Genomic DNA, 23,091 nt, shown 5'->3' with positions numbered 1-23,091 from the left:
TCATTCGATGTTCTGCACCTGCTCACGCATCTGCTCGATCAACACCTTGAGCTCGACGGCGGCGTTCGTCGTACGCGAATCGACCGATTTCGACCCGAGCGTATTCGCTTCGCGGTTGAATTCCTGCATGAGGAAGTCGAGACGACGGCCGACCGGCTCCTTCAGCGCCAGCACGCGACGTGCCTCGGCGATATGGGTGGTCAGGCGATCCAGCTCTTCGTCCACGTCGACGCGGGTGATCTGCAGCACCAGTTCCTGCTCCAGACGGCCCGGCTCCACCGGCTGCCGGATGTCGGCAAGCCGCCCCTCGAGGCGGGCACGCAAGGCCGCCTGAATTTCGGGCAGCCAGACGCGGACGTCGGCCACGATCTTTTCGATGCCGTCCAGACGTTCTTTCAGCATCTCGCCCAGCTTCTGGCCTTCACGGGCGCGGGTGTCGTTGAGGGCAACCAGGGCTCGCTCGAGCACGTCCAGCAGGGCGACCTGCAGGGCATCGGCGTCGGTTTCCGGCTGCTGGAGCACGCCCGGGAAGCGGAGCAGTTCCGTGAACTCGATGGTCATCCGCGGGAAGCGCTGCTCGAAGTCCAGCGCCAGCTCGGACAGGCGCGCCAGCACCGCGCCGTTGACCTGCGGGCCTTCCGCCGCACCGGCCTCGGCGCGCAGGCGCACCGTGATATCGACCTTGCCACGGGACAGCCGGGCGCCGATCCGCTCGCGCAGGGCGCTCTCGAAGCCGCGCATGTCCTCGGGCAGCCGGGGGCTGATCTCGAGGTACCGGTGGTTCACGGTACGCAGCTCGCAGGTGAGCGTGCCGGACGGGCCGGCGCGCTCGGCGGAGGCGTAAGCGGTCATGCTGCGGATCATCGAAGGCTCGCTTGCGCTGGAGGAAAGGGCGCAATGGTAAACTGACCCACCGCCCGCGCCCAAATCAGGCCCTCCATGACTTTCTCCCGCCCGAGCGGACGCGCAGCCGACCAGCTGCGCCCCGTCACCATCGAACGCCACTACACCCGCCACGCCGAGGGCTCCGTCCTCGTGTCCTTTGGCGACACCAAGGTGCTGTGCACCGCGTCGATCGAAGAGCGCGTCCCACCCTGGCTGCGCGGCAAGGGCGAGGGCTGGGTCACCGCCGAGTACGGCATGCTGCCCCGCGCCACCACCGACCGCACGCAGCGCGAAGCCGCGCGCGGTGGCCAGGGCGGCCGCACCATGGAAATCCAGCGCCTGATCGGCCGCTCCCTGCGCGCCTGCGTCGACCGCGCCGCCCTCGGCGAACGCGTCATCACGCTGGACTGCGACGTGATCCAGGCCGACGGCGGCACGCGCACGGCCGCCATTACGGGTGCCTACGTAGCCCTGGTCGATGCGGTCGCGACACTGACGAAGCGCAATGCGATCAAGCGCAACCCGATTCTCGGCGCCATCGCCGCCGTGTCGGTAGGCGTTTACAACGGCGTGCCGGTGCTGGATCTCGACTACCCCGAAGACTCCAACTGCGATACCGACATGAACGTCGTCATGAACGACGGTGGCGGCTTTATCGAGGTGCAGGGTACGGCCGAGGGCCACGCGTTCCGCCGTGACGAGATGAACGCGCTGCTCGACCTGGCCGCCAAGGGCATCGACGAACTGGTGGCCGCGCAGCGCGCCGCACTGGAGACGGCCCCATGACCGAGGTCCGTGCCGCCACGGCCGCCGATCTCGACGCCATCGTCGCCATCCACCGCGCCGCCTTCGGGCGCGACGCGGAGGCGACACTGGTGCGCAAGCTGGTCGACGCCGGCCGCGCCACGGTGTCACTGGTCGCCGTCGATGACGAGGACACGGTGATCGGTCACGTGCTGCTGTCGCCGGTCTCGATCGAAGAAGGCGACGACGGGAAGTCGCTGGGCCTGGCCCCCGTCGCCGTGCACCCCGACCACCAGCGCCAGGGCATCGGCCATGCGCTGATCGAGGAAGGCATCGGCGCGTGCTTCGTGCAGGACGCGCGAGCGATATTCGTGCTGGGCTCGCCCGCGTATTACACGACGTTCGGCTTCGGCAAGGCGTCCGCGCATGGTCTGCACGATGCGTCCGAGGGCGGCAACGCGTTTCAGGTGCTGCCGCTGACGATCGAGGGACTGACCGGCTATCGCGGACGCGTGGACTACGCTCCCGAGTTCACGGCCGGAGACCTCTGACCCATGCGTTTCGTACTTGCATCCGGTAATGCCGGCAAGGTCGTGGAACTGGAACAGCTGCTCGCCGGCAGCGGTGTCGAACTGGTCGCGCAGACCAGCCTCGGTGTCAGCGACGCGGACGAGACCGGCCTGACCTTCGTCGAGAATGCGCTGATCAAGGCGCGCCACGCGGCGCGTATCACCGGACTGCCCGCGCTGGCCGACGATTCGGGCATCTGCGTCGACGCGCTGGACGGTGCCCCGGGCCTGTACGCCGCACGCTATGCCGGCACGCACGGCGACAGCGCCGCCAACAACGCGAAGCTGCTGCGCGAGCTCGACGGCGTGCCGTCCGACAAGCGCACGGCGTATTTCATCGCCGTGCTGGTGGTGCTGCGTCATGCGGACGACCCCGCGCCGCTGATCGCCGAAGGCCGCTGGTATGGGCGCATTCTCGAGGCGCCACGCGGTGAGGGCGGTTTCGGCTACGACCCGCTGTTCCTGCCCGACGGCTACGACGTCAGTGCGGCGGAACTCGATGTCGCCCTGAAGAATCGCCTCAGCCATCGCGGCCAGGCGCTGGACGTGCTGAAGGCGCGCTTCGCCGAGCTCGCATGACGCTGATCCCGCCGCCGCTGTCGCTTTACGTCCACATGCCGTGGTGCGTGCGCAAATGCCCGTACTGCGATTTCAACTCGCACGGCGTGCGCGGCACACCCGAATACGCGACGTATGTCGACGTGCTGCTGGCCGATCTCGACGCGGATCTGCGTGACATGGGCGAGGCGCTGCACGGCCGGTCGATCGGCACGGTGTTCTTCGGCGGCGGCACCCCCAGCCTGTTCTCACCCGAACTGGTTGGCCGGTTTCTCGACGGCGCCAAAGAACGCTTCGCGTTCGCGCACGACGCCGAGGTCACGCTGGAAACCAACCCGGGCACCGTCGAGCACGGCCGCTTCGACGGCTACCTCGCCGCGGGCGTGAACCGCATTTCCTTCGGCGTGCAGAGTTTCGACAACACCAAGCTGCACCGTCTGGGTCGCATCCACTCCGCGAGCGAGGCCGCCAACGCGGTGCGCAGCGCGCAGGACGCCGGACTGGACAATATCAACATCGACCTGATGTATGCCCTGCCCGAGCAGGACCTGGCGGGCGCGCTTGACGATGTCGACAAGGCCATCGCGCTGGCACCGACGCATATTTCGCATTATCAGCTGACGCTGGAGCCGAATACGGCGTTCGCCGCCAACCCGCCGCCGCTGCCCGATGACGATGCCGCCTGGGCGATCCAGGAAGCCTGCGAGGTTCGCCTCGCGGAGGGCGGCTACGGACAGTACGAAGTGTCGGCTTATGCGCAGGCTGGCCGCCGTTGCGCGCATAACCTGAACTACTGGCGCTTCGGCGACTACCTCGGCATCGGTGCCGGGGCACACGGCAAGATCAGCGACGCCAGCGGCGTGCGCCGTCGCTGGAAAACCCGCCTGCCTGCGGCCTATCTCGCGTCCGCAGGTCAGCCGGCGCGTATCGGTGGCGACGGCTACGTCGGTGCGGACGACCTGCCCTTCGAATACATGTTGAATGCGTTGCGCCTGATCGATGGCGTGCCCATGGCCGATTTCACGCAACGGACCGGGCTGCCGCCGGAGACGATCGCGCAGGGTCTTGCGCTCTGCCTCCGGCGCGGCTGGCTGGTGGACGACCCGTCGGTCCTGCGCACCACCGCGCTCGGCCAGCGCTTTCTCAACGATGTGATCGAAGCGTTCATGGCGTAACGGTTAGCGCCCGCCTACTCCATAAGTGGTAAGCCGTAAGCCCGCCATGGTTTCGCTGGCGTCGCACCCGCCCGCACACCTAAACTTCCTGCGAAGGTCGGGGAGGACCTTAAGTCATGACACCAGGCACGCCGCCGTACGGCCGGACGGGACCGCATCCCGTCGCCCTGTCGCCGCGCGCCGAGCGCGAAGCGCAGCAGGGTCTGTCGCTTTGCCTGACGTGGCTGGACATGCCCTTGCGGGAGTCGCTGCGCGATTTCGACCGGCGCCTGTTCGCGTCCGCCGAGAGCAGCCGCAACCATCTCGAGCAACAAGCGTGCTTCGAGAGCCGCACCATCGTCGAACGCGATGGCCCGGCGTTCCGTAACCGTTTCGCGGCCTGCCTGTCGGAGCGCTTCCGCCATCTGGGCGAGAGCGCGGAGCACAAACCGTCTCTGGCCGGTCAGCTGACCACGGGGCTCAGCCTCGTCGATCCCGAAGAGCAGGAAATCGAGGACGCACTGGCCAGCATGGCTGCCCGCGGTGAAGCGCGCAGCGCCAGCAGCCTGTTCGAACTGGGTTACCGCCTCGCGGTGCTGGCGGGAACCCCGCCACTGGAAGGCGAGGCGCTGCCCGCCGGGCCGCGCGCACTGGCCGCCGCACTGAACGCCGCGGTCAAGCCGATGCCGTTGACCACCGCCCATCGCCTGCTGCTGTTCCACGCGGTGGACGCACGCGTGCTGGCGCAGAGCGAATCGTTCTACGGAGCCCTCAACGAGCACTACCGTACACGCGGCATCCTGCCCGGATTCCGTGTCTACCCCAACGTGCGCGTCGCATCCACGCCGGCGACCGAGCGCCGGTCGAAACCCGGCGAGCCCGCGGCGGCAACCGCGACGACGCACGATGCATCCGCCGCGCCCACGGCGACCGCCGAGGGCCACATCGGAGTGCTCGAAAGTCTGCGCAACCTGCTGACCACGCGCGTGCAGACGGGACGTGGCGCCGGTTTCGCTCCAGGCCGTCTGGCCTCCGACGACGAACTGCAGACCGCGCTGCTCGCCCTGCAAGGTCACGTGAGTGACGTCACCGACGCGGCGCAGCGGGAAATCCGTAGCGCCCAGGCCTTGCGCGACGAACTGCTCACCCAGCTCAACCGCAGCCGGCCGGCCGGCTCCCCGCTTGCCGAGCTGTCGCAGGAACAGGGCGACACGGTGGAACTCACCGCCCTCCTCTTCCAGAACCTGGGCCAGCAGGTCGCCGTCGCCAGTCCGGCGCGCGCCGTCCTGGGTGGACTGCAGTGGCCCATGCTGCGTGCCGCCGTCAACGATCGCGGCTTCTTCGACCAGCCCGAACATCCGGCGCGCCAGCTGCTCGACACGGTGAGCGAGGCCGCACACCACTGGCTCGATCCGACGGAAGGCGAGCCGGATGCGGCACTGGTCGACCGCCTCGAGCGACTCGTCGTGGAAGCCAGCCACGCGCAGGTAATCGACCCCGCGTGGCGCGCGGACATCGAGCAGCAGATCGCCATGCTGGCACGCAAGGCGCATGTCGCCGAGCGCCGGCAGATCGAAGCGATGGAAGGTCGCGACCGTCTCGAGCGGGCGCGCCAGCGCGCCACCGAGATCATGGGTGAGCGCATGACCGGCGACGCGCCGCCACGCGGTGTCCTGCGCATCCTGCTGGAACGCACCTGGGCCGACGTACTCGCGCTGCACATCCTGCGTGGTGGCGAGAACGGTGAAGCCTTTCTTCACTGCCTCGGTGTCACCGATCAGTTGCTCGGACGCCGACCGATCGCCGATGTGCAGAAGCTGCGCGTCGAAGTCGAACGGGGACTGGAACATCTGGGCATGCATCCCGCGGAAGCGCGGCAGGTCGCTGGCGGACTGTTCGAGCCGTCGGGACGCGAAGCGACCGATGCCGATCTCACGCCGACCGACGTGGCCGTACGCCTGAAGCAGCGGCCGCGCCTTGGCGAAGGCACGGCGCACGGCGAACCGGTCCCCGCCGTCGAGCCGACGCCCATGGACGGCGCCGCGCGGCGCGTCTACGACGGTTTCGCCACGCTTCGCTTCGGTACCTGGTTCGAATTCACCCAGCCGGACGGCAGCCAGACCCGCCGCAAACTGGCGTGGTTCTCGCCAGCCACCGGCCGCTGCCTGTTCGTGAACCAGCGCGGCGGCCGTACCGACGATATCGACCTTACCCGCCTGGCCCGCCTCGTCGCCACGAACGAAGCGCGTGAGTGGAGGGAGCAACGTGTGTCGCTGATCGATCGGGCCTGGCAGGCCATAGCGCGCAACCTGCGCCGCGACAGTGACGACACCCGGCGCAAGGCGGGCCACGCATGAACCGCGATTTCGAACAACGTCGCGCACCGCGCAAGCGAGCCACTTCACCCATACCGATCGTGGACGTCATGACCGAGCGCGTGATCGGCCAGCTCGGCAATCTCTCGGCCACGGGACTGATGCTGCTGGGCCCTCATGCGCCGCGCAGCGGTGCCGTCCACCAGGTGGCTTTCATGCTGCCGGGCGCCCAGCATGGCGAGCATCGCGTCGAGATCGGCCTCCAGGAACAGTGGCACGAACCGGCGGCCGCCGCCGGCCAGTTCTGGTCCGGCTACCGCATCGTGGCCGCGAGCGACGACGACGTCCGCGCCATCGACGAGTGGATCGGACCGCCACCGGACTGAACGGAGCCATTTGTCCATGCTTTACGACGCCCCGCGCGGAGAGTCAACATCGCTCCTTATGAGCGACGCCACCACGATCCTGGTCGATACCGAACTCGAACGCGACGATGCCGCGGCCGCCGCCGTCGAGCTGTATCGCCGCCTGGTCGGCGAAGGCAGTATCGCGCCGCTGCCATCGAACCCGTCCGACCCCTCTTTCCCCGTGCTCGACGATCCGCTGTTCGCCGAGAGCGGCGTGCGTGCGATCGGCCTGCATGCCAGCGGTCATCGCTGGCGTGAGGACGGCACGGGCGGCGCCGTACTGATCGACGGTGGCCGTGAGAATGGCATTTTCTGCCCCTATGACGGCAGCTTCTGCATCCGCTGCCCCGAATGCAATCAGCCGCTCGCGCCCGGCGACGATGGCAGCGAAGCCCTCGAGGAAGCCCTGGCGGTGTGGTGCGAAGCGCCCGATTCCGCCTACGTGGCCTGCCCCTCCTGCGCCAACTGGACCCCGCTGACCCAGTGGCGCTCCCCCGGTCACGACTTCGCGGTGGGCCATTTCGCCATCACCCTCTACGGCGCCCATGTGCGGTCCCTCACCGGCGCGGGCGCCGATCACGCGGCGACGCTGCTCCGCCACCGGCTTGGCGATCTGGCCAGCGACTACGCCGTGGTCTTCGCCCGGGGCTGATAGCGCTCCCCGGGGTTGGCTAGGTGCGCACGGAGGCGCACCATTGACGTTTGTCCCACTCCCCTTCCCCGGAGATCACGATGAACGACGCGCTTGCCGCGCTTTACCCCCAGCACCTCGCGACCCTGCGCGAGCGCACCGACACCGCCCTGGCGCGCGGCGGCTTCGAGCATCTGGTGGTGCCCGCCGGCCGGCCGATCACCAAGTTCCTGGACGACCAGGACTACCCGTTCATCGTCAATCCGCACTTCAAGCACTGGCTGCCACTGGTCGACGCGCCGGGTAGCTGGCTGGTCTACACCCCGGGCGAAAAACCGAAGCTGGTCTTCCTGCAGCCGCGTGACTACTGGCACGTGGTGCCCGAAGCGCCGACCGGTTACTGGGTCGACCACTTCGACATCGTCGTCGTGCGTAAAGCGGCCGACGCCATCGCCGAACTGCCGGGACTCGCACGCAGCGCGGTGATCGGCGATCAGCATTGCGGCCTCCAGGAGATCGTGGCGAACAACCCGCCCGAGGTCATCGACCACCTGCACTATCACCGCGCGTTCAAGACGCCGTACGAACTCGAACTCATGCGTGAGGCCAGCCGTCGGGGCACGCGTGGTCACCGCGCCGCCGAGCGTGCCTTCCGGGAAGGCGCCGGCGAACTGGGCATCCATCAGGCCTACCTGGCCGCCGTCGGCCAGCTCGACGCGGAGCTGCCTTACGCCAGCATCGTCGGGCTCAACGAGCACGGCGCCGTCCTGCATTACACGAACTTCGACCGCAGCGCGCCGGCCGACAGCCGCTCGTTCCTGATCGACGCCGGTGCCAGCGCCTCCGGCTACGCCAGCGACATCACCCGCACGTATGCAGGCAAGAACGCGGGTGAATTCCAGGCACTGATCGATTCCGTCGATGCCGCCGAGCAATCGTTCGTCGCCAGGGTCCGTGCGGGGCAGAGCTATCCGGAGTTGCATGTCCATGCACACCACGTGCTCGCGGGCGTCTTGCGTGAGCACGGCTTCATTCGCATGAGCGCCGAGAGCGCGGTCGAATCGGGTGTATCGTCCGCCTTCTTCCCGCACGGGCTGGGTCACGGCATCGGCATGCAGGTGCACGACGTCGGCGGCTTCCAGGCGGCTGAGACGGGTGGCACGATCGCCAAGCCCGAAGGTCATCCGTATCTTCGTCTGACGCGCAAACTCGAAGCCGGGATGGTCGTCACCATCGAGCCGGGCATCTACTTCATCGACATGCTGCTGGCCGAACTAAAGGACAAGCCGTTCTCGGGCGACATCGACTGGGCCAGGGTCGACGCCTTCCGCAAATACGGCGGCATCCGCATCGAAGACGACGTGGTCTGCACCGCGAGCGAGCCGGAAAACCTGACCCGCGACGCCTTCGCCCTCCTGTAGGAGCGCGCCTGCGCGCGACCGCACGACGGTCGCGCGCTACACCTTCAGATAGATCCCGCGCCGGTCCATCCAGCGCACGACACCCCACCAGATCGTCACGAACACCACACCCCACGCCGCCGAAGGAACATACGGGCCGAACAGCGGCGTCATCCACGACGCAAAAGCGATGCGGTACAGGGGCGCCGTGACACCCAGGGCGATCAACAGGTAAACCATCAACCCGGAACCCGCGTAAGCCGCGATGGCGTTCTTGCCAAAGGCTCGGCCTGGAAGGCGCCAGCCACGCCGATCCACCAGCACGTGAGCCAGGGACAACAGTGCGAACGACACCCCGGCGGTCCACAGGACATAGCTCGGTGTCCACAGGTTCTTGTTGAACGGCCAGATCCCTTGCAGAAGCCAGCCCGCCGCAGCGAATACGACGGCGGCCACAAGCAGCTTTCGCAGCGCGCCCGTGCGCAACCACGCCCCGGCGCGCATGCCGATCAACGTGGTCGCCAGCGACGGAAGCGTCGCAAGCAAGCCCTCCGGATCGTGACCACGCCCCGTCGCGGGATCGATGACGTAAACGAACGGACCGAACACCGTACTGTCTAGCTTACTGGCCCAGTTTGTCCACGGCGACATGCCACCGGCGAGCAACAGCGCCCCGTACAGAACGAGCAATCCAACCCAGACGATGTCCCGGGTCACTGCCCGTGCGTAGATCGCGAGCAACGAAGCGAAAGCGAAGCAGATGCCGATCCGCTGGAGAACTCCCGGAAAACGTAGGTGCGCCTCCGGAATGGCGAGCCATGCGACCACGTTCAGCGCCAAGCCCAGGCCGACGATACGCAGCCCACGGCGAAGGGCGGCATCGCGGATCGGCGACTGCACGGCGCCAGCTTCGACACGCGGCACGATCGCCAGCGCGATCGATACGCCGACAATGAAGAGAAACAGCGGGAAGACCAGATCGGTGGGTGTGCAGCCGTTCCATTCGGCGTGTTCGAGCGGCCACCAGACGTGGCCCCAGTCGCCGGGGTCGTTAACCAGAAGCATGGCCGCGACGGTGAGGCCTCGAAGGACATCGACGGAACCATAGCGCACTGTGTTCTGCGTCATTCGGGATACGCTTGCGCCTGTAGGAAAGCGGAAGGATAACCCCGACAGGGCACGAGCAGATCGTCTCCGTCGGCTCATGCCGATGCCCCGGATTTCAACCGGGCTTTACACACTTTACCTGGTACGTGACCGACGGCGTCCACACGCCATCGAGATCCCGAGCCTCGACGGTGAATTCGACGGGCCCCTTCTCGTCGCCGCGCCAGCACAAATGATTGAAACGATAGGCGTCAGCTTCCTTCTTGCTGTGCACCATCTTAGCCTTGGTGCGACACTTCACCTGCCCGCAATGAAGTTGCGTCGCCCTGATATCGACGGGGTAGACGGGATTCCCGGAAAGTGAAACAGACATCCAAGCATCCTTTCCAAGGTTTGCGGTAAAGGGGGGCTGCTCTTGGACCAGGAAAGGAGCGCACGACGCGCCATCCCGAAATAGCCGCAATCCTTTTGCAACGCCTCTCATTGAGAGCCTTTGAAAGTCCCGCTCCTGCAGAAGCTTCGCATCGTTCGTATTGGTGTGGAAGCCTACTTCCACGATCCTCGAGGGAACCTTGGCGTATCGATTTTCACCTTTTGAAGGATCGCCCGTCGGTGCACGTGATACCGAGTAGCTTGCGTATCGGGGGTCGGATCCGAACGATTCCTTCATACTGCAAAGCGTCAGCTCCGCTAGCTTTTGGTCCTTCTCTCGCCCGGGATGCACGATGACTCGGGTGCCCGTGGCGGATGGCGCGCTAGCGTTCGTATGGATATGGACCACAGCGTCAGCACCAATGAAGTTGGCGTACAGCGGTCGACTTCTGATGTCTTGAAATCGCTCCCGCTGCGGATCTTTGTCTTCTGGACTCGTACCCCAGATTTCCGGATTCTCCGGCCTCCAGTTTTCGAGAAAGTACCTGGCAGCGACACTCCGCCATGGCAGACCGCTAGGTTCGTGCACCAAGCTGACTCGGCCACCACGAACCCTCACCGCCTCCACACCACTTGGCGCAACGAACTGAGCAAGATACTCAGCAAAATCCTGAGTTATTTCGTCTTCGAGCACCCCATTTATGCGTTCGCGCTGCATGGTCCAGCCATATTTCCCATGAAGGTACGCACCATGACCCGCAGCGACTACTACCTTTGCGGCCTGATCAGCGTCGGCACGCTGCATTGTCTGGGATGGAGTGACGGTATTCGTGAGGGGGACGGCTTTATTGAACCAATAGTCCATATCTCGACCGCCAATTCTCCAGTCTACGAAAGTAAATCCAGGAATTTTATCAGTCAGATCTTCGAGGCCGGTCCTTATCCAACCCTGCATGTCCTCGAGCTCCAATCCACCGACATAACGACCGAAGCTCTCATCAAGCTCGAGGATCACGGAGTTTGAAGAACGATCCAGGGAGGCCCGGATAGTCACAGGCCGGGTGACCTCTTCGAAAAACTCGCGGCTGTTGGCTATCTCGTTGACTCGCTCGCCTATTGCTTTCTCAAGCTGCTGCCACTGCACGTCGGTCAGCGGAGTTGAGGGTGGGATCTGGTCCTGGGCAAATGAGGGAGAAGCTACAAGCAATCCAGAAATCATGAATGCGCAAATAACTTTCTTGCGGAGGGTCGAGCGGAAGGCCCAATAAAAGTGATGCATGTCGACATTCCTGGCAGGCCGCATATGCGGCCTGTCCATACTCGACATTTACCTTTTTTAACGGCATCGGCCGCGCCTGCGTCGTTACGGGCGCAAACGCTCTGGCCACGTAAGCCACGCCCGCGGTTGGTCAGCGCTCCAGCGCATCCGGTGATTTCGGCACCATCGCCGTCATCACATCCGGCGAGCCCTTCGTGACCGCCACATCGTCCTCGATGCGGACACCGATACCGCGCCAGCGCTCATCGACTCGCTTGTCGTTAGGCGGCACGTAGATACCCGGCTCGACCGTGACGACCATGCCCTCTTCGAGAATGCGCGGCTCCCCATCGATGCGATAGTCGCCGACATCGTGGACATCGAGACCGAGCCAGTGCCCCGTCTTGCTCGGGAAGTACGGCTTATAGCTGCCTTCCGCAATCGCGCGGTCGGCGCCGCCCTTGAGTATCCCGACAGCGCAAAGACCCTCGACGATAATGCGCACGGCCGCGTCGTGCGAATCGGCGAAGGAACGCCCCGGGCGCACCGCGTCGATCGCCGCCAGCTGCGCTTCATGCACGATCTCGTACAGCGCGCGCTGCTCCGTCGTGAAACGACCACCGACGGGGAACGTACGCGTGATGTCGGACGCATAGCAATCGACTTCCGCGCCGGCGTCGATCAGCAGCAGATCGCCCTCGCGCAGAACCGCACGATTGGCCTGGTAATGCATGATGCAGGCGTTGGCGCCACCAGCCACCGTCGGAGGAAAGGCGGGAAACGCGCCCTTGCCGCGAATCGTGCGAAGGATCTCACCTTCGATTTCGTATTCGGCGACGCCGGGCCGCGCGATCGCCATCGCCGCGACGTGCGCCGCCCCCGCCACTTCCGCCGAGCGACGCATCAATGCCAGTTCGTCTTTCGACTTGAAGAGCCGCATGTCGTGCAGCAGATGGCTGAGCGCGACGAGGTCTTTCGGCACCACACCGCCGCCACGTGCGGTGCGTAAACGACGCATCCACGCGAGCAGCCGTGCGTCGAAGTCGGGCTCCTGACCGAAATGGCAGTAGACCCGCGCGCGCCCCTCGATCATCCCCGGAAGGATGTCGTCGATATCGTCGATGGGGAAGGCATCGTCCAGACGAAGTTCGCGCGCCGCACGATCGGTGCCCATGCGCTCGCCATCCCAGCGTTCGCGCTCGGCATCGCGCTCGCGGCAGAACAGCACGGTCTCGCCGTGCGCTCGCCCCGGCAGCAGGGCGAGCACGGCTTCCGGCTCATCGAAGCCGGTGAGGTAATGAAAGTCCGAGTCCTGTCGGTAGGGCCACGGGGCGTCGGCATTGCGCATTCGCTCGGGAGCGGCGGCAAGGATCACCACCGCGTCCTCACCGGTCATACGCATCAGCTCCCGGCGCCGCCGGGCGTACTCGGCCGCGGCAATCAATGCAGGGTGTCGTTGGCCGGTCGGGAGGCGCGGCTGAGTTCGGCGTGCAGCAGCATGGCGCCAGCGCGGACGAATTCTTCGAGCTCGGTCAGGCTTTCGTCGTTGACGTCGTCGTCCGCGTCGAACTCGAACTCCGTGGTGGCGATGCCGGCCATGTCCTGCAGCACTTCCTTGGCGTCATCGCTCATGCCCCGGTTGACTTCGACCGAGCCGCCGAGGCCGAAACCGCCTAGAAAGCCCTGGACCCAATCGGTCAGGCCCTCCGCGCGTTCCGGCACGGGTGCGTCGTCATCGGGAAGCCACGGCGAAAAGGTCAGCTCGGGGTCGGCCAGCCACTCTTCCGTCTGATGACGCAGCCGGGTCAGCATGGCCTGCTCGTCCGCATTGGGTGCGGGATCGGGCTCGAATTCGAGGGCGGACAGCACGGAGCCGTGAGGGAAACGGCCGCCGGCACTTAAGTAACCCACGAGAGAGCCATGAAATTCACTGACCGATATGGACAGCTTGCAGCGGGCGATGAGTTCGGCGATCTCTTCCGGATCGACGGTCTGGTTGGCCGACATGGCGGATACTCCTGGGAAACTGAGCGGTCAGTCTAATGCAGCCGCCTTCACGCTGCGCCTGCCTTCCGCTTCACGGATTGCCGACAGCGCGAAAACGTCCTGTTATAGTCCGCGCATGACGAACCCGGACGCCTTCAAGACTGAACTGGAAGCCCTGAGCGCCACGCTCGACCGGCTCGTCGACACCGTTCGCCGTCTTACCGAGGAAAACCGCAGTCTGCGGCACAGCCAGGAACAGCTGGCGAACGAACGTGCGGGGCTGATGGCGCGCAATGAACAGGCGCGCAGCCGCGTGGAAGCGATGATCCAGCGCCTCAAGGCGCTCGAGAACACGGGCTGATACCTCCTTATGAATGCCACCGCCAGCGAACCGGTATCCCTGCGCCTGCTCGATCGCGAGTTTCACATCGCGTGCGCGCCGGAGGAACGTGACGGCCTGATCGACGCCGCCCGGTTTCTCGACGGCAAGATGCGTGAGCTGAAGTCGCATTCCAAGGCGCCTGGCTTCGATCGCCTGGCCGTCCTGGCCGCCGTCAGCATCGCCCACGAGCTGCTTTCGCTCAGAAAGGAGCACGGCTCGCAGGAACAGGTGCTGACCGACGGACTGGCCGCTTTGCGCAGAAAGCTTGATGGTCTGCTCGACGCACCGGTAAAATGACGGCAGGCGTTCCCTGCGGTGTTCGCCAGCGCACTTTACATTTGCCTTGTTCCTACATACGACCCCGGGTCGGCTTTTGGTGGCTGTTGTGCATGTCCGCCTTCGTGCGGAAAGCCTTGATGCCGCCTAGCTCTCCCACCTGATCCTTTGGATCAAGGTCGTTTGGTGCGCAGCGGCATCGCGGAGAACGCCTCTCCCTATTTAGCCGGTCGGTCCGCAGGGGCCGGTCAGCGCCCCCACCGCGGCTGATCGTCCCATGTCAAAGCTCCCCGAGAGACGCGAACTTCGAGCCGACCTCGTCCAGCGCCGACGCCAGCTGAAGCCGGCCGAGCGTGTCGCCGCGGCCCAGGGTCTGCGCCATTCGCTCGAACAGCTGCCGGAATTCCTCACCGACAAGCACGTCGCCGGCTACTGGGCCACGGGCGGCGAATTGCCGCTGAACCTGGCCATCGCCCCGCTCGCCGAGCGCGGGCAGACGTTCTACCTGCCCATCGTGACCAAGTCGGGTGGCAAGCGCCGTCTGACCTTCGCACCGTGGACCACGGGCGAGGATGTCGAGGCCAACGAAATGGGCATCCCCGAGCCGAAAGCCTCCGGGCACGTCGTCGAGGCCGCGAAGCTGGACCTCGTGCTGGTGCCGCTGCTGGGCTTCGACCGCAAGGGCAACCGCCTCGGCTTCGGCGGCGGCTACTATGACCGCAGCTTCGAATTCCTGCGCGATCAGAAGCGCCCGGCACAGCCCCTGCTGGTCGGCGTGGCGTATGACTTCCAGGAACTCGACGGTATCGAGAGGGCCGAGTGGGATATCCCGCTCGACTACATCGCCACCGACAAGGAGCTCATCGACTGCACGGGCGCCGCCGAATGAAGTACTGGCTCATGAAGTCCGAGCCGGACACCTTCTCGATCGACGATCTGAAACGCAAGGGTGTCGAGCCCTGGGACGGGGTGCGCAACTATCAGGCGCGCAACTTCATGCGCGACGGGATGAAGGTCGGCGACAAGATCTTCTTCTATCACTCCAATACCGACGTACCCGGCATCGTGGGCATCGCATCGGTGGCTTCGTCCGCGTATCCGGACGAGAGCCAGTTCAACGCCAAGTCCAAGTATTACGACGAGAAGAGCACGCGCGAAGAACCGCGCTGGATGCTGGTCGACGTGAAGTTCGAGCGCAAGCTCGCACGCACCATCTCGCTGGACGAACTGAAAAACCGTGACGAACTGGCGGACATGCCGCTGGTCCGCAAGGGCAACCGGCTGTCGGTGATGCCGGTGGCCAAAGGCGACTGGGATTTCATCCTCAAGCTGGAAAAAGCATGAGCCAGGACAACGAGAAGCGCCTTGCCGCCGAAACCGCCGCCTTCCGCTACGTGGGTGAAGGCCGTTTCAAGGGCGGCATCATCGGCGTGGGTACCGGTTCCACCGTGAACTTCTTCATCGACGAACTGGCCCAGTACCGCGACCGGATCAAGGCCGCCGTCTCCAGCTCCGAAGCCTCCAGCGATCGCCTGCGCAAGCTCGGTATCGACGTGCTGGACCTCAACGCCGCCGGCCGCCTCGACCTCTATGTCGACGGCGCCGACGAGTGCGATCCGCAGCGACGCCTGATCAAGGGTGGCGGTGCCGCGCTCACGCGCGAAAAGATCGTCGCCGCCGCCTCCGACAAATTCGTCTGCATCATCGATGCGAGCAAGCAGGTCGATGTGCTGGGCAAGTTTCCGCTACCCATCGAAGTGATCCCGATGGCGCGTAGCCATGTGGCGCGCGAGATCGTCGCGCGTGGCGGTCAGCCGGTGTGGCGCGATGGCGTCGTGACCGACAACGGCAACTGGATCCTCGACGTGCACAACTGGCGCATCGCGAATCCCGTGGAACTGGAAGCGGATCTGAATCAGATCGTCGGCGTGGTGGCTGTGGGGTTGTTTGCGAAGCGGCCCGCCGATGTGGTGATCGTGGGCAATCGCGAGATCTGAGAAGGCCAGGCGATAGCCTGGCGCCTGCGGATCATCGCGAACACAGGTACCCTCTCGCCCCATGACCCTCGAATCCATCCTACTTATCATCCTGCTGGTGGCCGTTCTGGCGTGCCTGGCGCTGCTTTTCGTCCTGATGTCCCGCAACGGCAGACAACAGGACGACGGCAGTGCCGCAAAGCTGGACGCACTGCGCGACGACACGCGCCGCCTCGAGTCCGTGCTGCGCGACGAACAGCGCGCCGGCCGTGGCGAACTCGGCGAGAGTTTCGGCCAGTTCCGCGGTCATGTGCAGGAACAGCTGCAACTGGCCGCCGAGCGCCAGCACGAGCGCATCGAAGCCTTCGGCAAGCGACTCGACCAGCTCACCGAACGCACGGATCTCGGCCTGCAGTCGCTTCGCCAGGGCCTCGCCGACGACTCGCGCAAGACCCGCGAAGAGTCCGCCGTTACCCTGAAGCACTTCGGCGAACTGATCGACCAGCGCTTCGCCGCGCTTACCCTGGATAACGAGAAGCGCCTGACCGAAGTCCGCGCCACGCTGGAAACCCGCCTGGGCGCGATCCAGCAGGACAACGCGGCCAAGCTCGAGCAGATGCGCGCCACCGTGGATGAGAAGCTGCAATCCACGCTCGAAACCCGCCTCGGCCAGTCCTTCCAGCTGGTGTCGGAGCGCCTGGAAGCCGTCCAGCGCGGCCTCGGCGAAATGCAGGCCCTCGCCACGGGCGTCGGCGACCTCAAGCGCGTGCTGACCAACGTGAAAACCCGCGGCACGTTTGGCGAAGTCCAGTTGGGCGCCCTGCTCGAACAGATCCTCATCGCCGAGCAGTACGCGGCCAACGTGGCCACGGTGCCCGGTTCGGCCGAGCGCGTGGAATATGCGATCCGCCTGCCCGGCGCCGACGATGACGGCGCCCAGGTATGGCTGCCGATCGACGCGAAATACCCGATCGAGGATTATCAGCGTCTGCTGGACGCCCAGGACGCGGCGGACGTCGAAGGCGCGCTCGTCGCCGGCAAGGCCCTTGAACTACGGGTGCGGGAAGAAGCCAAGCGGATTCGCACGAAGTACGTCGCTCCGCCGCATACCACGGACTTCGCTATTCTCTTCCTGCCCACCGAAGGCCTGTACGCCGAGGTCATCCGCCGACCGGGGCTGTCCGACCAGTTGCAGCGCGACCATCGCGTTACCGTCGCCGGACCGACCACGCTCACCGCCCTGCTCAACAGCCTGCAGATGGGCTTCCGCACCCTGGCCATCCAGAAGCGCTCGTCCGAGGTCTGGCAGGTGCTGGCGGCGGTCAAGAACGAGTTCGGCAAGTTCGCCACGGTCCTGGAACGCACCCAGAAACAGCTCGATTCGGCGACCAACAGCATCAAGAACGCGGGGGTCCGCACCCGCGCCATCGAGCGCAAGCTCCGCGGCGTCGAATCGCTGGGTGGCGAAGAGTCGCAGAAGCTGCTGGATCTGGGTGCGGCCGATGAGCCAGACGCGGCCGCGGACGACACCTCGGACTGAGCCGGGGCCTCCCGGGCCATCGCGAGCAGGCCCGCTCCCACGTTACAATCGTCGTTTGCACCGTTAAGGAACCCCCCCCGATGAGCGACGACGCCAAGTTCCGTCCGGTCAGCCGCGAACAGGCGGAAGAAGCCGTACGCACCCTGCTGCTCTGGGCAGGTGAGGATCCGAACCGCGAAGGCCTGCTCGACACGCCCAAGCGCGTGGTCAAGGCCTATGGCGACTGGTTCAAGGGCTACGACGAAGATCCCGCCGAGTACCTGCGCCGGACGTTCGAGGAAGTGGCCGGTTACGACGAAATGATCGTCCTGCGCGACATCGAGTTCGAAAGCCATTGCGAGCATCACATGGCGCCGATCATCGGCCGCGCGCACGTGGGTTACGTGCCTACCGACCGCGTCGTCGGCATCAGCAAGCTGGCCCGGGTGGTCGATGGTTTCGCCCGTCGCTTCCAGGTCCAGGAAAAGCTCACCGCCCAGATCGCGCATTGCATCGAAGACACGCTGCGTCCGCGCGGCGTCGGTGTGGTCATCGACGCCAGTCACGAATGCATGACCACCCGTGGTGTGCACAAGCGTGGCGTGTCGATGATCACCAGCCAGATGCTCGGCAGCTTCCGCGAAGATCCACGCACACGGGGTGAGTTCCTTCGCTTCGTCGGCGTCGACCGTCGCTGACCTTGAGCGGCCCGCTCGATACCCACGTCCACGACGAACGCCTGCAGGATCTCTTCCGCGACGGCGTCGTCGCCGAGGACCTCCCCACCGCTTTTCCGCTCTTGCGCGGTCGCGGCTTGCTGCGCGCGTTTTCCGCGCTGTTTCATGGGAGCGAGGCACAGGTGCTGTTGCGCCTGCTCGTGCTGCGCACGATCGGCGCACGCTCTCACGCGACGGAATGGACGCCGCAGGAAATCCGCGACAACCTGGCGTTCGTCGACACGGTAAAGCTCGAAACGGTGGTTCAGCGACTCAAGGACCACGAGCTGCTCGTCTACGACGCGGAGACCCAGCGTTATCGCGTCGGCCCGCTCGGTCGTAAGGCGCTCGCCGCGCTGGCGGTGATGCTCGAGTTCGAGAACGACGACGACGACGGTCTCGGTTACCTCACCGCGCAGCTCGCTGCCGGTCAGGCGGTGGGCCGTGTGTCCGTCGACGAGCTCGGCCATCTGCTTTCGCGCCTGACGGAGCTGAAGGAAGACTTCGACCGCGCGGTGTTGTCCGGCTCGGAGCACCGTATCCGCCGCGCCGCCGAACGTCTGGATTCCGTGTGGACCTGGGTCGAGAAAGGCACCGAGGTCGTCGCCGGCATCACCGAAAAGGACGAGCTCGAGCCGGCGGCGCACCGGCTCGCCCAGGCCGTGGGTCGCGCCCAGAGCGCGCTGCTGCGTCAGGCCGGCACGTTCCAGCGCGAACTGAACAAGATCGACCAGCATCGTGTGCACCTGGGACGCACCGGCCTGTCCTCGTCGGACCTGGTCGGCTGGCTGCGCGCCCAGGACATCGATGCACTGGCTTCCTTCGAAGACGGGCAGCTGCTGCTGCCGCTGCCTGCGCCGTTCATCCACGATCAGATCGCCCTCGACGTGGCGGAGTTCGAGCTGCTGGAGCGTGAGCGTCTTGCCGCCGAGGTCACCGCCCTGCCCGGCGCGGAAGAACCACCCGATGCCGCCGACCTGCCGATGGACGAGGAAGACCTGCGATTCCTCGAAGACTGGAGCATCGAACTGGCCGCCATCACCGAGCCGCGCGAACTGTCGGACACCCTGATCGGCGACGACTACGCCCTGTCCGCTTACCGGCTCTCGCTGCTCGGCCTGCTCGGCGATCCCGAATCCGCCGCCCTCGAAGGGGGCACCGCCGATCTCGCGCGACTACCGCTCGCGCTCGAGATCGAGCCCCTGCTCATCGAAACCGACCTGCCCCAGATCGCGCTGGTCAGCGCGGGACGCCTGCGTCCACGCGACGCCGCCAAGGACACCGCCGATGCATGACGATACCGCCACCCTCGTAACCCGGCTGCTGTCACAGCGCTGGTTGCCACGCGACGACGTGCAGGCCCGCAAGGCACTGCTCGACGAGGGATACCGCGAAGAACTCGACCGCCGGCTCGAAGCGGTCGGCCTCGAACTGCGCGAACACCCTTATGCCGCGTACATCGGCCTTGCCGTGGCGCGCAAGAGCGAGCGCGCCGTCTTCGGCGGCAGCGACAGCTGGATCTCCAACACCCTGCAACTCGACCGCGACGGCGTCGCGCTGCTGGTCGTGGTCTGGGCCCTCATCGTGCTGCCCAAGCGCCAGCGCCAGGTGGAGCGCCAGGAGGCCGAAGCCGCCGCCTCGCAGAGCCAGATGTTCGCGGAAGAGAAACCGATCCCGCGCGACCCCGCCGTGTCGCCAGTGATCGCCGAGCGTACCCTCCTCGCCGATTTCGGTGACAAGCTGGGCGGCAAGACGCGCGTCGGTTTCAACCTCGGCACGCTGAACCGCCTGGGCTTCATCATCCGTCGCAAGGGCGAAGTGGCCGAGGGTCCGCTGCTGGATCTCGCCTTCGATTACGAACGCACCGCTCGCCGCATCCTCGACGGCGCACTGGGCGACCTGCTGTCCGATGCCGCGGCACGCGCGCCGGTCCGGTCGCACCATGACGACACCGACGATCCGGACGAGCCGGGCGACGACGACGTAATCGACGACACCGAGGAAAGCACCGATGTTTGATTTCCGCAGCCTCGAAGTCGTCCACTGGGATTACTGGCAGCGCTTCAGCCTGCCGCTCGACACCAACATCGTCACCGTCGTGGGCCCGAATGGCTCCGGCAAGACAACCCTGCTCGACGCGCTGCGCACGTTGCTGACGATCGACTGCGCGGGCAATCGCGACTACAAGAGCTACCTCCGCCACAACGGCAAGCCGTTCGCGTGGCTGCGCGCCCGCGTCGGCAATATCCCCGGACCGAGCGGCGAGCGTCCGTTCTTCCCGCTGATGGACCGTGAGGTCACCCTCGCCTGCCGCATTCAGAAGAAGGGCGGCGAGTGGACGCGGCAGTACGCCGTGGTCGGCGGCGACGTGAGTGTCGAAGAGATCGAAGCGCGCAACGATTTTCTCGGCCTTCGCGAGTACCGCGTGCGTCTCGAAGGCGCCGGTCTTTCGCAGGCGATCCGCCGCGTGCTCACGCTCGAACAGGGCGCCACGGACAAGCTCTGCCAGATGCCGCCCAAGGCGCTGCTCGACCTGGTCTTCGACGTGTTCGGCGACAAGGCCGTTCTCGATGACTATCAGCGGGCACGCAACGAACAGATCGAAGCCGACCGCGAACAGCACGGTCTCGAACATCAGCTCTCGCTGATCGGCGTGAGCCTGCAGGAGGCCGAAGGCCGCGCCCGCTCGTTCCAGGAATGGAACGCGCTCAAGAGCGAGCGCGTCGATCTGGTGGCGAGCATCCTTCCGCGCACCGAGCTGGCCGAGCTGGGCGGTGGCGTGCGCGGTGCACGTCCGCAACTCACCGGCGTCAAACGTCGCGTCGCCGAACTGGAGCAGCGCGATGCGGACCTCGCGAAGCAGCTCGGGGAATTCGATGCCTCGGGCGAAGCGCTTCGCGGCGAACAGCACGAGGCCGACCTGGCGCGCCAGCAGACGCAGAAGAGCCTCGACGCGGCGCGTGCCGAGCTGGCCCAGAATGACCTGTTGATCAAACAGGAGGCGCGCCTGCGCGAGATGGTCGCCGCCCAGGGTGACGCCGATCACGAACGTCTCGCCGATGTCGCACGCGATGCCCGCGCCCAGGCGAGCCTGCTGCAGACCGAGGAAGGCAAGCTGCGCCAGGAACTGGCGACGCTGACCGGTCAGCTGTCGGCGTGGCGCAGCGGCCGACGCTACACCCCGGATTTCGAAGCCTCGTTCCGTCGCGCCCTCGATGAGGCGGGCATTCGTCACAGCATGCTCAGCGAGATCGTCGAGATCGTCGAGCCGCGCTGGCAGCCGGCCGTCGAAGCGGTCCTCGCGGGCTATCGCCACGTGGTGCTGCTCGACGACCCGCGCGATCGCGAGAAAGCGTGGAAGCTGGGCGAGCAGCACCGCTACAAGCACTTCGTCGTCGCCGACCGCGCCCCCGCCGGGCGCGCCACGCGCAGCTCGCTGCTCGAGGTGGTCGAGTTCTCCGCCGCACCGCCTGACTGGCTGCTGCGTAACCTCGACCGTATCCGCCGCGTCGAGGACATCGCCGATGGCGCGACATTGGGCAAGGATCAGGACTGGATCACGCCGCAGGGCTACTTCCGCGAACGTCGCGGCGGTCGCCATCTCGGCGTGGATGACATGTACTTCGGTTCCGGCGCGCGCGAACGACAGCTGCGCGACGGTGAGGCGAAACTGCGTGACATCGAGGCACGACTGCGCGACATCGCGACCGAGCGAAAGGACGCCATGGCGCGCGCCAGCGACGCCGAAGGCATCCTGCGTGGCGCCAGCGCGAGCAGCCAGCTCGCCGACCGCGCGGACGAATTCGCCGAAGCGCACGCGCAACAGGCCGGCTTGCGCGAAGACGTGCAGCGGACGGCTGACAGCCATGTCGCTGCGGAGGCGCATTACGAAGCGGTGCGCGAAAAACGCCTCAGGACGTCGAACGCACGCGACAACGCCGCGCGCGAACAGCTTTCGACGCAGAAGCAACTCGCCGAGACCGTTCGCCAGTACCACCAGCTGCGTGGTGAGCAGATCGACCGGCTGAAGGCATTCCGCGCGAAGCGTGCGCATATGCCCCTGGCTTTGCGCAGCCGCGCCGCCGTCGCGGCACTACGCGAGCGTTACGAGTCGCCCGCATCCGTGCGTCGCGAGATCGACCGCATCGAGCGTCGCCTCGAGGAGGGCCACTGGGAGGAGGATCCGAGCGTCGTCGCGCTGCGCGAGAAACTGCTCGCCGATCACGAAGGCCTCAGACACGATCTCGAGAAACGCCGCATCCACCTCGAGCGCGCCTCGCGCATCACGCACGAGGCGCGCGGCGCCTATATCCAGGTCTTGCGCAACACGGTGCGTCGTTACGCCCGGAACCTGAAAGTGCTTGCCGAACTCGCGGGCATCGGCGTCGACGTCGATCTCCCGGAGCTCAGCAACGACGATCTGGCACTCGCGTCGGCCGCGCTGTATGTGCGCTTCGAGTTCGACAAGAAGGGCTGGATCGGGATGGACGATGGCGAAGCCTCGGGCGGCCAGCAGGTGATGAAGTCGCTGCTGCTGCTCGTGGCGCTGATGCGCGATGAAGACCGGCCCGGCGGATTCGTGTTCATCGACGAGCCTTTCGCGCATCTGGACATCTTCAACATCGACAAGGTCGGTGCATTCCTGAAGTCCACGCGCGCGCAGTACATTCTGACGACGCCGGCCACGCATAACGTCAACGTGTTCCAGCCGTCGGAACTGACGCTCGTCACCAGCAAGCGCCGGCCGGGCGCAACCTGGGCACAACCGTTGGCGGTATTGCGGCGGCGCTCACACGCCGCCTGACGTAACGGCCCCGACAAGGGGCCGTTCGATCG

Annotated in this window: 23 protein-coding genes and 1 other RNA gene; 19 read left to right on the top strand and 5 right to left on the bottom strand. The window is 66.0% G+C overall.

Annotated features, from left to right (window positions below; genetic code table 11):
* Complete coding sequence (locus tag FA85_RS12695; protein WP_036116235.1) at positions 1-864, bottom strand: YicC/YloC family endoribonuclease; 864 nt, start codon at positions 862-864, stop codon at positions 1-3.
* A 75-nt stretch (positions 865-939) separates the two neighbouring features.
* On the opposite strand from FA85_RS12695, the gene rph reads away from it, so the two are divergent.
* The 8 genes from rph to pepQ all read left to right on the top strand — a co-directional run bounded on the left by rph (position 940) and on the right by pepQ (position 8,684).
* Positions 940-1,671: a ribonuclease PH gene (gene rph / locus FA85_RS12690; RefSeq protein WP_036116236.1), complete on the top strand. Its 732-nt coding sequence runs from the start codon at positions 940-942 to the stop codon at positions 1,669-1,671.
* Positions 1,668-2,180 (top strand): GNAT family N-acetyltransferase, encoded by a 513-nt coding sequence (locus FA85_RS12685; protein WP_036116239.1) that lies wholly within the window; start codon positions 1,668-1,670, stop codon positions 2,178-2,180. Before rph ends, FA85_RS12685 begins: the two co-directional genes overlap by 4 nt.
* A 3-nt stretch (positions 2,181-2,183) precedes the next feature.
* Positions 2,184-2,777, top strand: coding sequence for an RdgB/HAM1 family non-canonical purine NTP pyrophosphatase (gene rdgB, locus FA85_RS12680; protein WP_036116240.1), 594 nt, complete (start codon positions 2,184-2,186; stop codon positions 2,775-2,777).
* Positions 2,774-3,931 carry a radical SAM family heme chaperone HemW gene (gene hemW, locus FA85_RS12675; protein ID WP_036116242.1) on the top strand — a complete coding sequence of 386 codons (1,158 nt, stop codon included), beginning with the start codon at positions 2,774-2,776 and terminating at the stop codon, positions 3,929-3,931. The genes rdgB and hemW overlap by 4 nt, the downstream gene beginning before the upstream one ends.
* Before the next feature lie 116 nt (positions 3,932-4,047).
* Positions 4,048-6,267 (top strand): DUF1631 family protein, encoded by a 2,220-nt coding sequence (locus FA85_RS12670; protein ID WP_051944031.1) that lies wholly within the window; start codon positions 4,048-4,050, stop codon positions 6,265-6,267.
* On the top strand, positions 6,264-6,611 hold the full coding sequence (locus FA85_RS12665; RefSeq protein ID WP_036116246.1) for a PilZ domain-containing protein: 348 nt from the start codon (positions 6,264-6,266) through the stop codon (positions 6,609-6,611). The genes FA85_RS12670 and FA85_RS12665 overlap by 4 nt, the downstream gene beginning before the upstream one ends.
* A 58-nt stretch (positions 6,612-6,669) precedes the next feature.
* A complete protein-coding gene (locus tag FA85_RS12660) occupies positions 6,670-7,284 on the top strand; it encodes a hypothetical protein (protein ID WP_036116248.1) in 615 nt (204 codons plus the stop codon).
* An 80-nt stretch (positions 7,285-7,364) separates the two neighbouring features.
* Positions 7,365-8,684 (top strand): Xaa-Pro dipeptidase, encoded by a 1,320-nt coding sequence (gene pepQ, locus FA85_RS12655; RefSeq protein ID WP_036116250.1) that lies wholly within the window; start codon positions 7,365-7,367, stop codon positions 8,682-8,684.
* 36 nt (positions 8,685-8,720) lie between these two features.
* On the opposite strand, the gene FA85_RS12650 is transcribed toward pepQ, so the two are convergent.
* The 4 genes from FA85_RS12650 to FA85_RS12635 form a co-directional block, all read right to left on the bottom strand.
* On the bottom strand, positions 8,721-9,791 hold the full coding sequence (locus FA85_RS12650) for an acyltransferase family protein (protein WP_036116252.1): 1,071 nt from the start codon (positions 9,789-9,791) through the stop codon (positions 8,721-8,723).
* Positions 9,792-9,885: 94 nt separating this feature from the next.
* Positions 9,886-11,421, bottom strand: a complete 1,536-nt coding sequence (locus FA85_RS20950) for an N-acetylmuramoyl-L-alanine amidase (protein WP_051944033.1) — start codon at positions 11,419-11,421, stop codon at positions 9,886-9,888.
* A 130-nt stretch (positions 11,422-11,551) separates the two neighbouring features.
* On the bottom strand, positions 11,552-12,844 hold the full coding sequence (locus FA85_RS12640) for an aminopeptidase P N-terminal domain-containing protein (protein ID WP_036116254.1): 1,293 nt from the start codon (positions 12,842-12,844) through the stop codon (positions 11,552-11,554).
* The gene (locus FA85_RS12635; RefSeq protein WP_036116256.1) at positions 12,841-13,407 is read right to left on the bottom strand and encodes a UPF0149 family protein; all 567 of its coding nucleotides are present in this window, start codon (positions 13,405-13,407) and stop codon (positions 12,841-12,843) included. Before FA85_RS12635 ends, FA85_RS12640 begins: the two co-directional genes overlap by 4 nt.
* Before the next feature lie 115 nt (positions 13,408-13,522).
* Here FA85_RS12635 and FA85_RS12630 point away from each other — a divergent pair, with 115 nt between their 5' ends.
* From FA85_RS12630 to FA85_RS12585, 11 genes are all read left to right on the top strand, one after another.
* Entirely contained in the window at positions 13,523-13,747 is a 225-nt protein-coding gene (locus tag FA85_RS12630) for a TIGR02449 family protein (protein ID WP_036116258.1), read from the top strand.
* Between the two features lie 9 nt (positions 13,748-13,756).
* The gene (locus FA85_RS12625) at positions 13,757-14,065 is read left to right on the top strand and encodes a cell division protein ZapA (RefSeq protein WP_036116260.1); all 309 of its coding nucleotides are present in this window, start codon (positions 13,757-13,759) and stop codon (positions 14,063-14,065) included.
* A gap of 7 nt (positions 14,066-14,072) precedes the next feature.
* A non-coding RNA gene (gene ssrS / locus FA85_RS21505) (6S RNA) lies at positions 14,073-14,256 on the top strand.
* Between the two features lie 65 nt (positions 14,257-14,321).
* Positions 14,322-14,933, top strand: a complete 612-nt coding sequence (locus FA85_RS12620) for a 5-formyltetrahydrofolate cyclo-ligase (protein WP_036116261.1) — start codon at positions 14,322-14,324, stop codon at positions 14,931-14,933.
* A complete protein-coding gene (locus FA85_RS12615) occupies positions 14,930-15,388 on the top strand; it encodes an EVE domain-containing protein (protein ID WP_036116262.1) in 459 nt (152 codons plus the stop codon). The genes FA85_RS12620 and FA85_RS12615 overlap by 4 nt, the downstream gene beginning before the upstream one ends.
* Complete coding sequence (rpiA, locus tag FA85_RS12610) at positions 15,385-16,041, top strand: ribose-5-phosphate isomerase RpiA (RefSeq protein ID WP_036116263.1); 657 nt, start codon at positions 15,385-15,387, stop codon at positions 16,039-16,041. Before FA85_RS12615 ends, rpiA begins: the two co-directional genes overlap by 4 nt.
* A 61-nt stretch (positions 16,042-16,102) precedes the next feature.
* The gene (locus tag FA85_RS12605) at positions 16,103-17,560 is read left to right on the top strand and encodes a DNA recombination protein RmuC (RefSeq protein ID WP_036116264.1); all 1,458 of its coding nucleotides are present in this window, start codon (positions 16,103-16,105) and stop codon (positions 17,558-17,560) included.
* Between the two features lie 80 nt (positions 17,561-17,640).
* Positions 17,641-18,237 carry a GTP cyclohydrolase I FolE gene (folE, locus tag FA85_RS12600; protein WP_036116265.1) on the top strand — a complete coding sequence of 199 codons (597 nt, stop codon included), beginning with the start codon at positions 17,641-17,643 and terminating at the stop codon, positions 18,235-18,237.
* Between the two features lie 2 nt (positions 18,238-18,239).
* The gene (locus tag FA85_RS12595) at positions 18,240-19,550 is read left to right on the top strand and encodes a hypothetical protein (protein ID WP_036116266.1); all 1,311 of its coding nucleotides are present in this window, start codon (positions 18,240-18,242) and stop codon (positions 19,548-19,550) included.
* Positions 19,543-20,274 (top strand): hypothetical protein, encoded by a 732-nt coding sequence (locus tag FA85_RS12590; protein WP_036116267.1) that lies wholly within the window; start codon positions 19,543-19,545, stop codon positions 20,272-20,274. Before FA85_RS12595 ends, FA85_RS12590 begins: the two co-directional genes overlap by 8 nt.
* Positions 20,267-23,059: an AAA family ATPase gene (locus FA85_RS12585; protein WP_036116268.1), complete on the top strand. Its 2,793-nt coding sequence runs from the start codon at positions 20,267-20,269 to the stop codon at positions 23,057-23,059. Before FA85_RS12590 ends, FA85_RS12585 begins: the two co-directional genes overlap by 8 nt.
* Positions 23,060-23,091: the final 32 nt, after the last annotated feature.

Source organism: Luteibacter mycovicinus (assembly GCF_000745235.1).
In the GTDB taxonomy this organism is placed as follows: domain Bacteria; phylum Pseudomonadota; class Gammaproteobacteria; order Xanthomonadales; family Rhodanobacteraceae; genus Luteibacter; species Luteibacter mycovicinus.
This window is presented reverse-complemented; position numbering and strand designations above follow the sequence as displayed.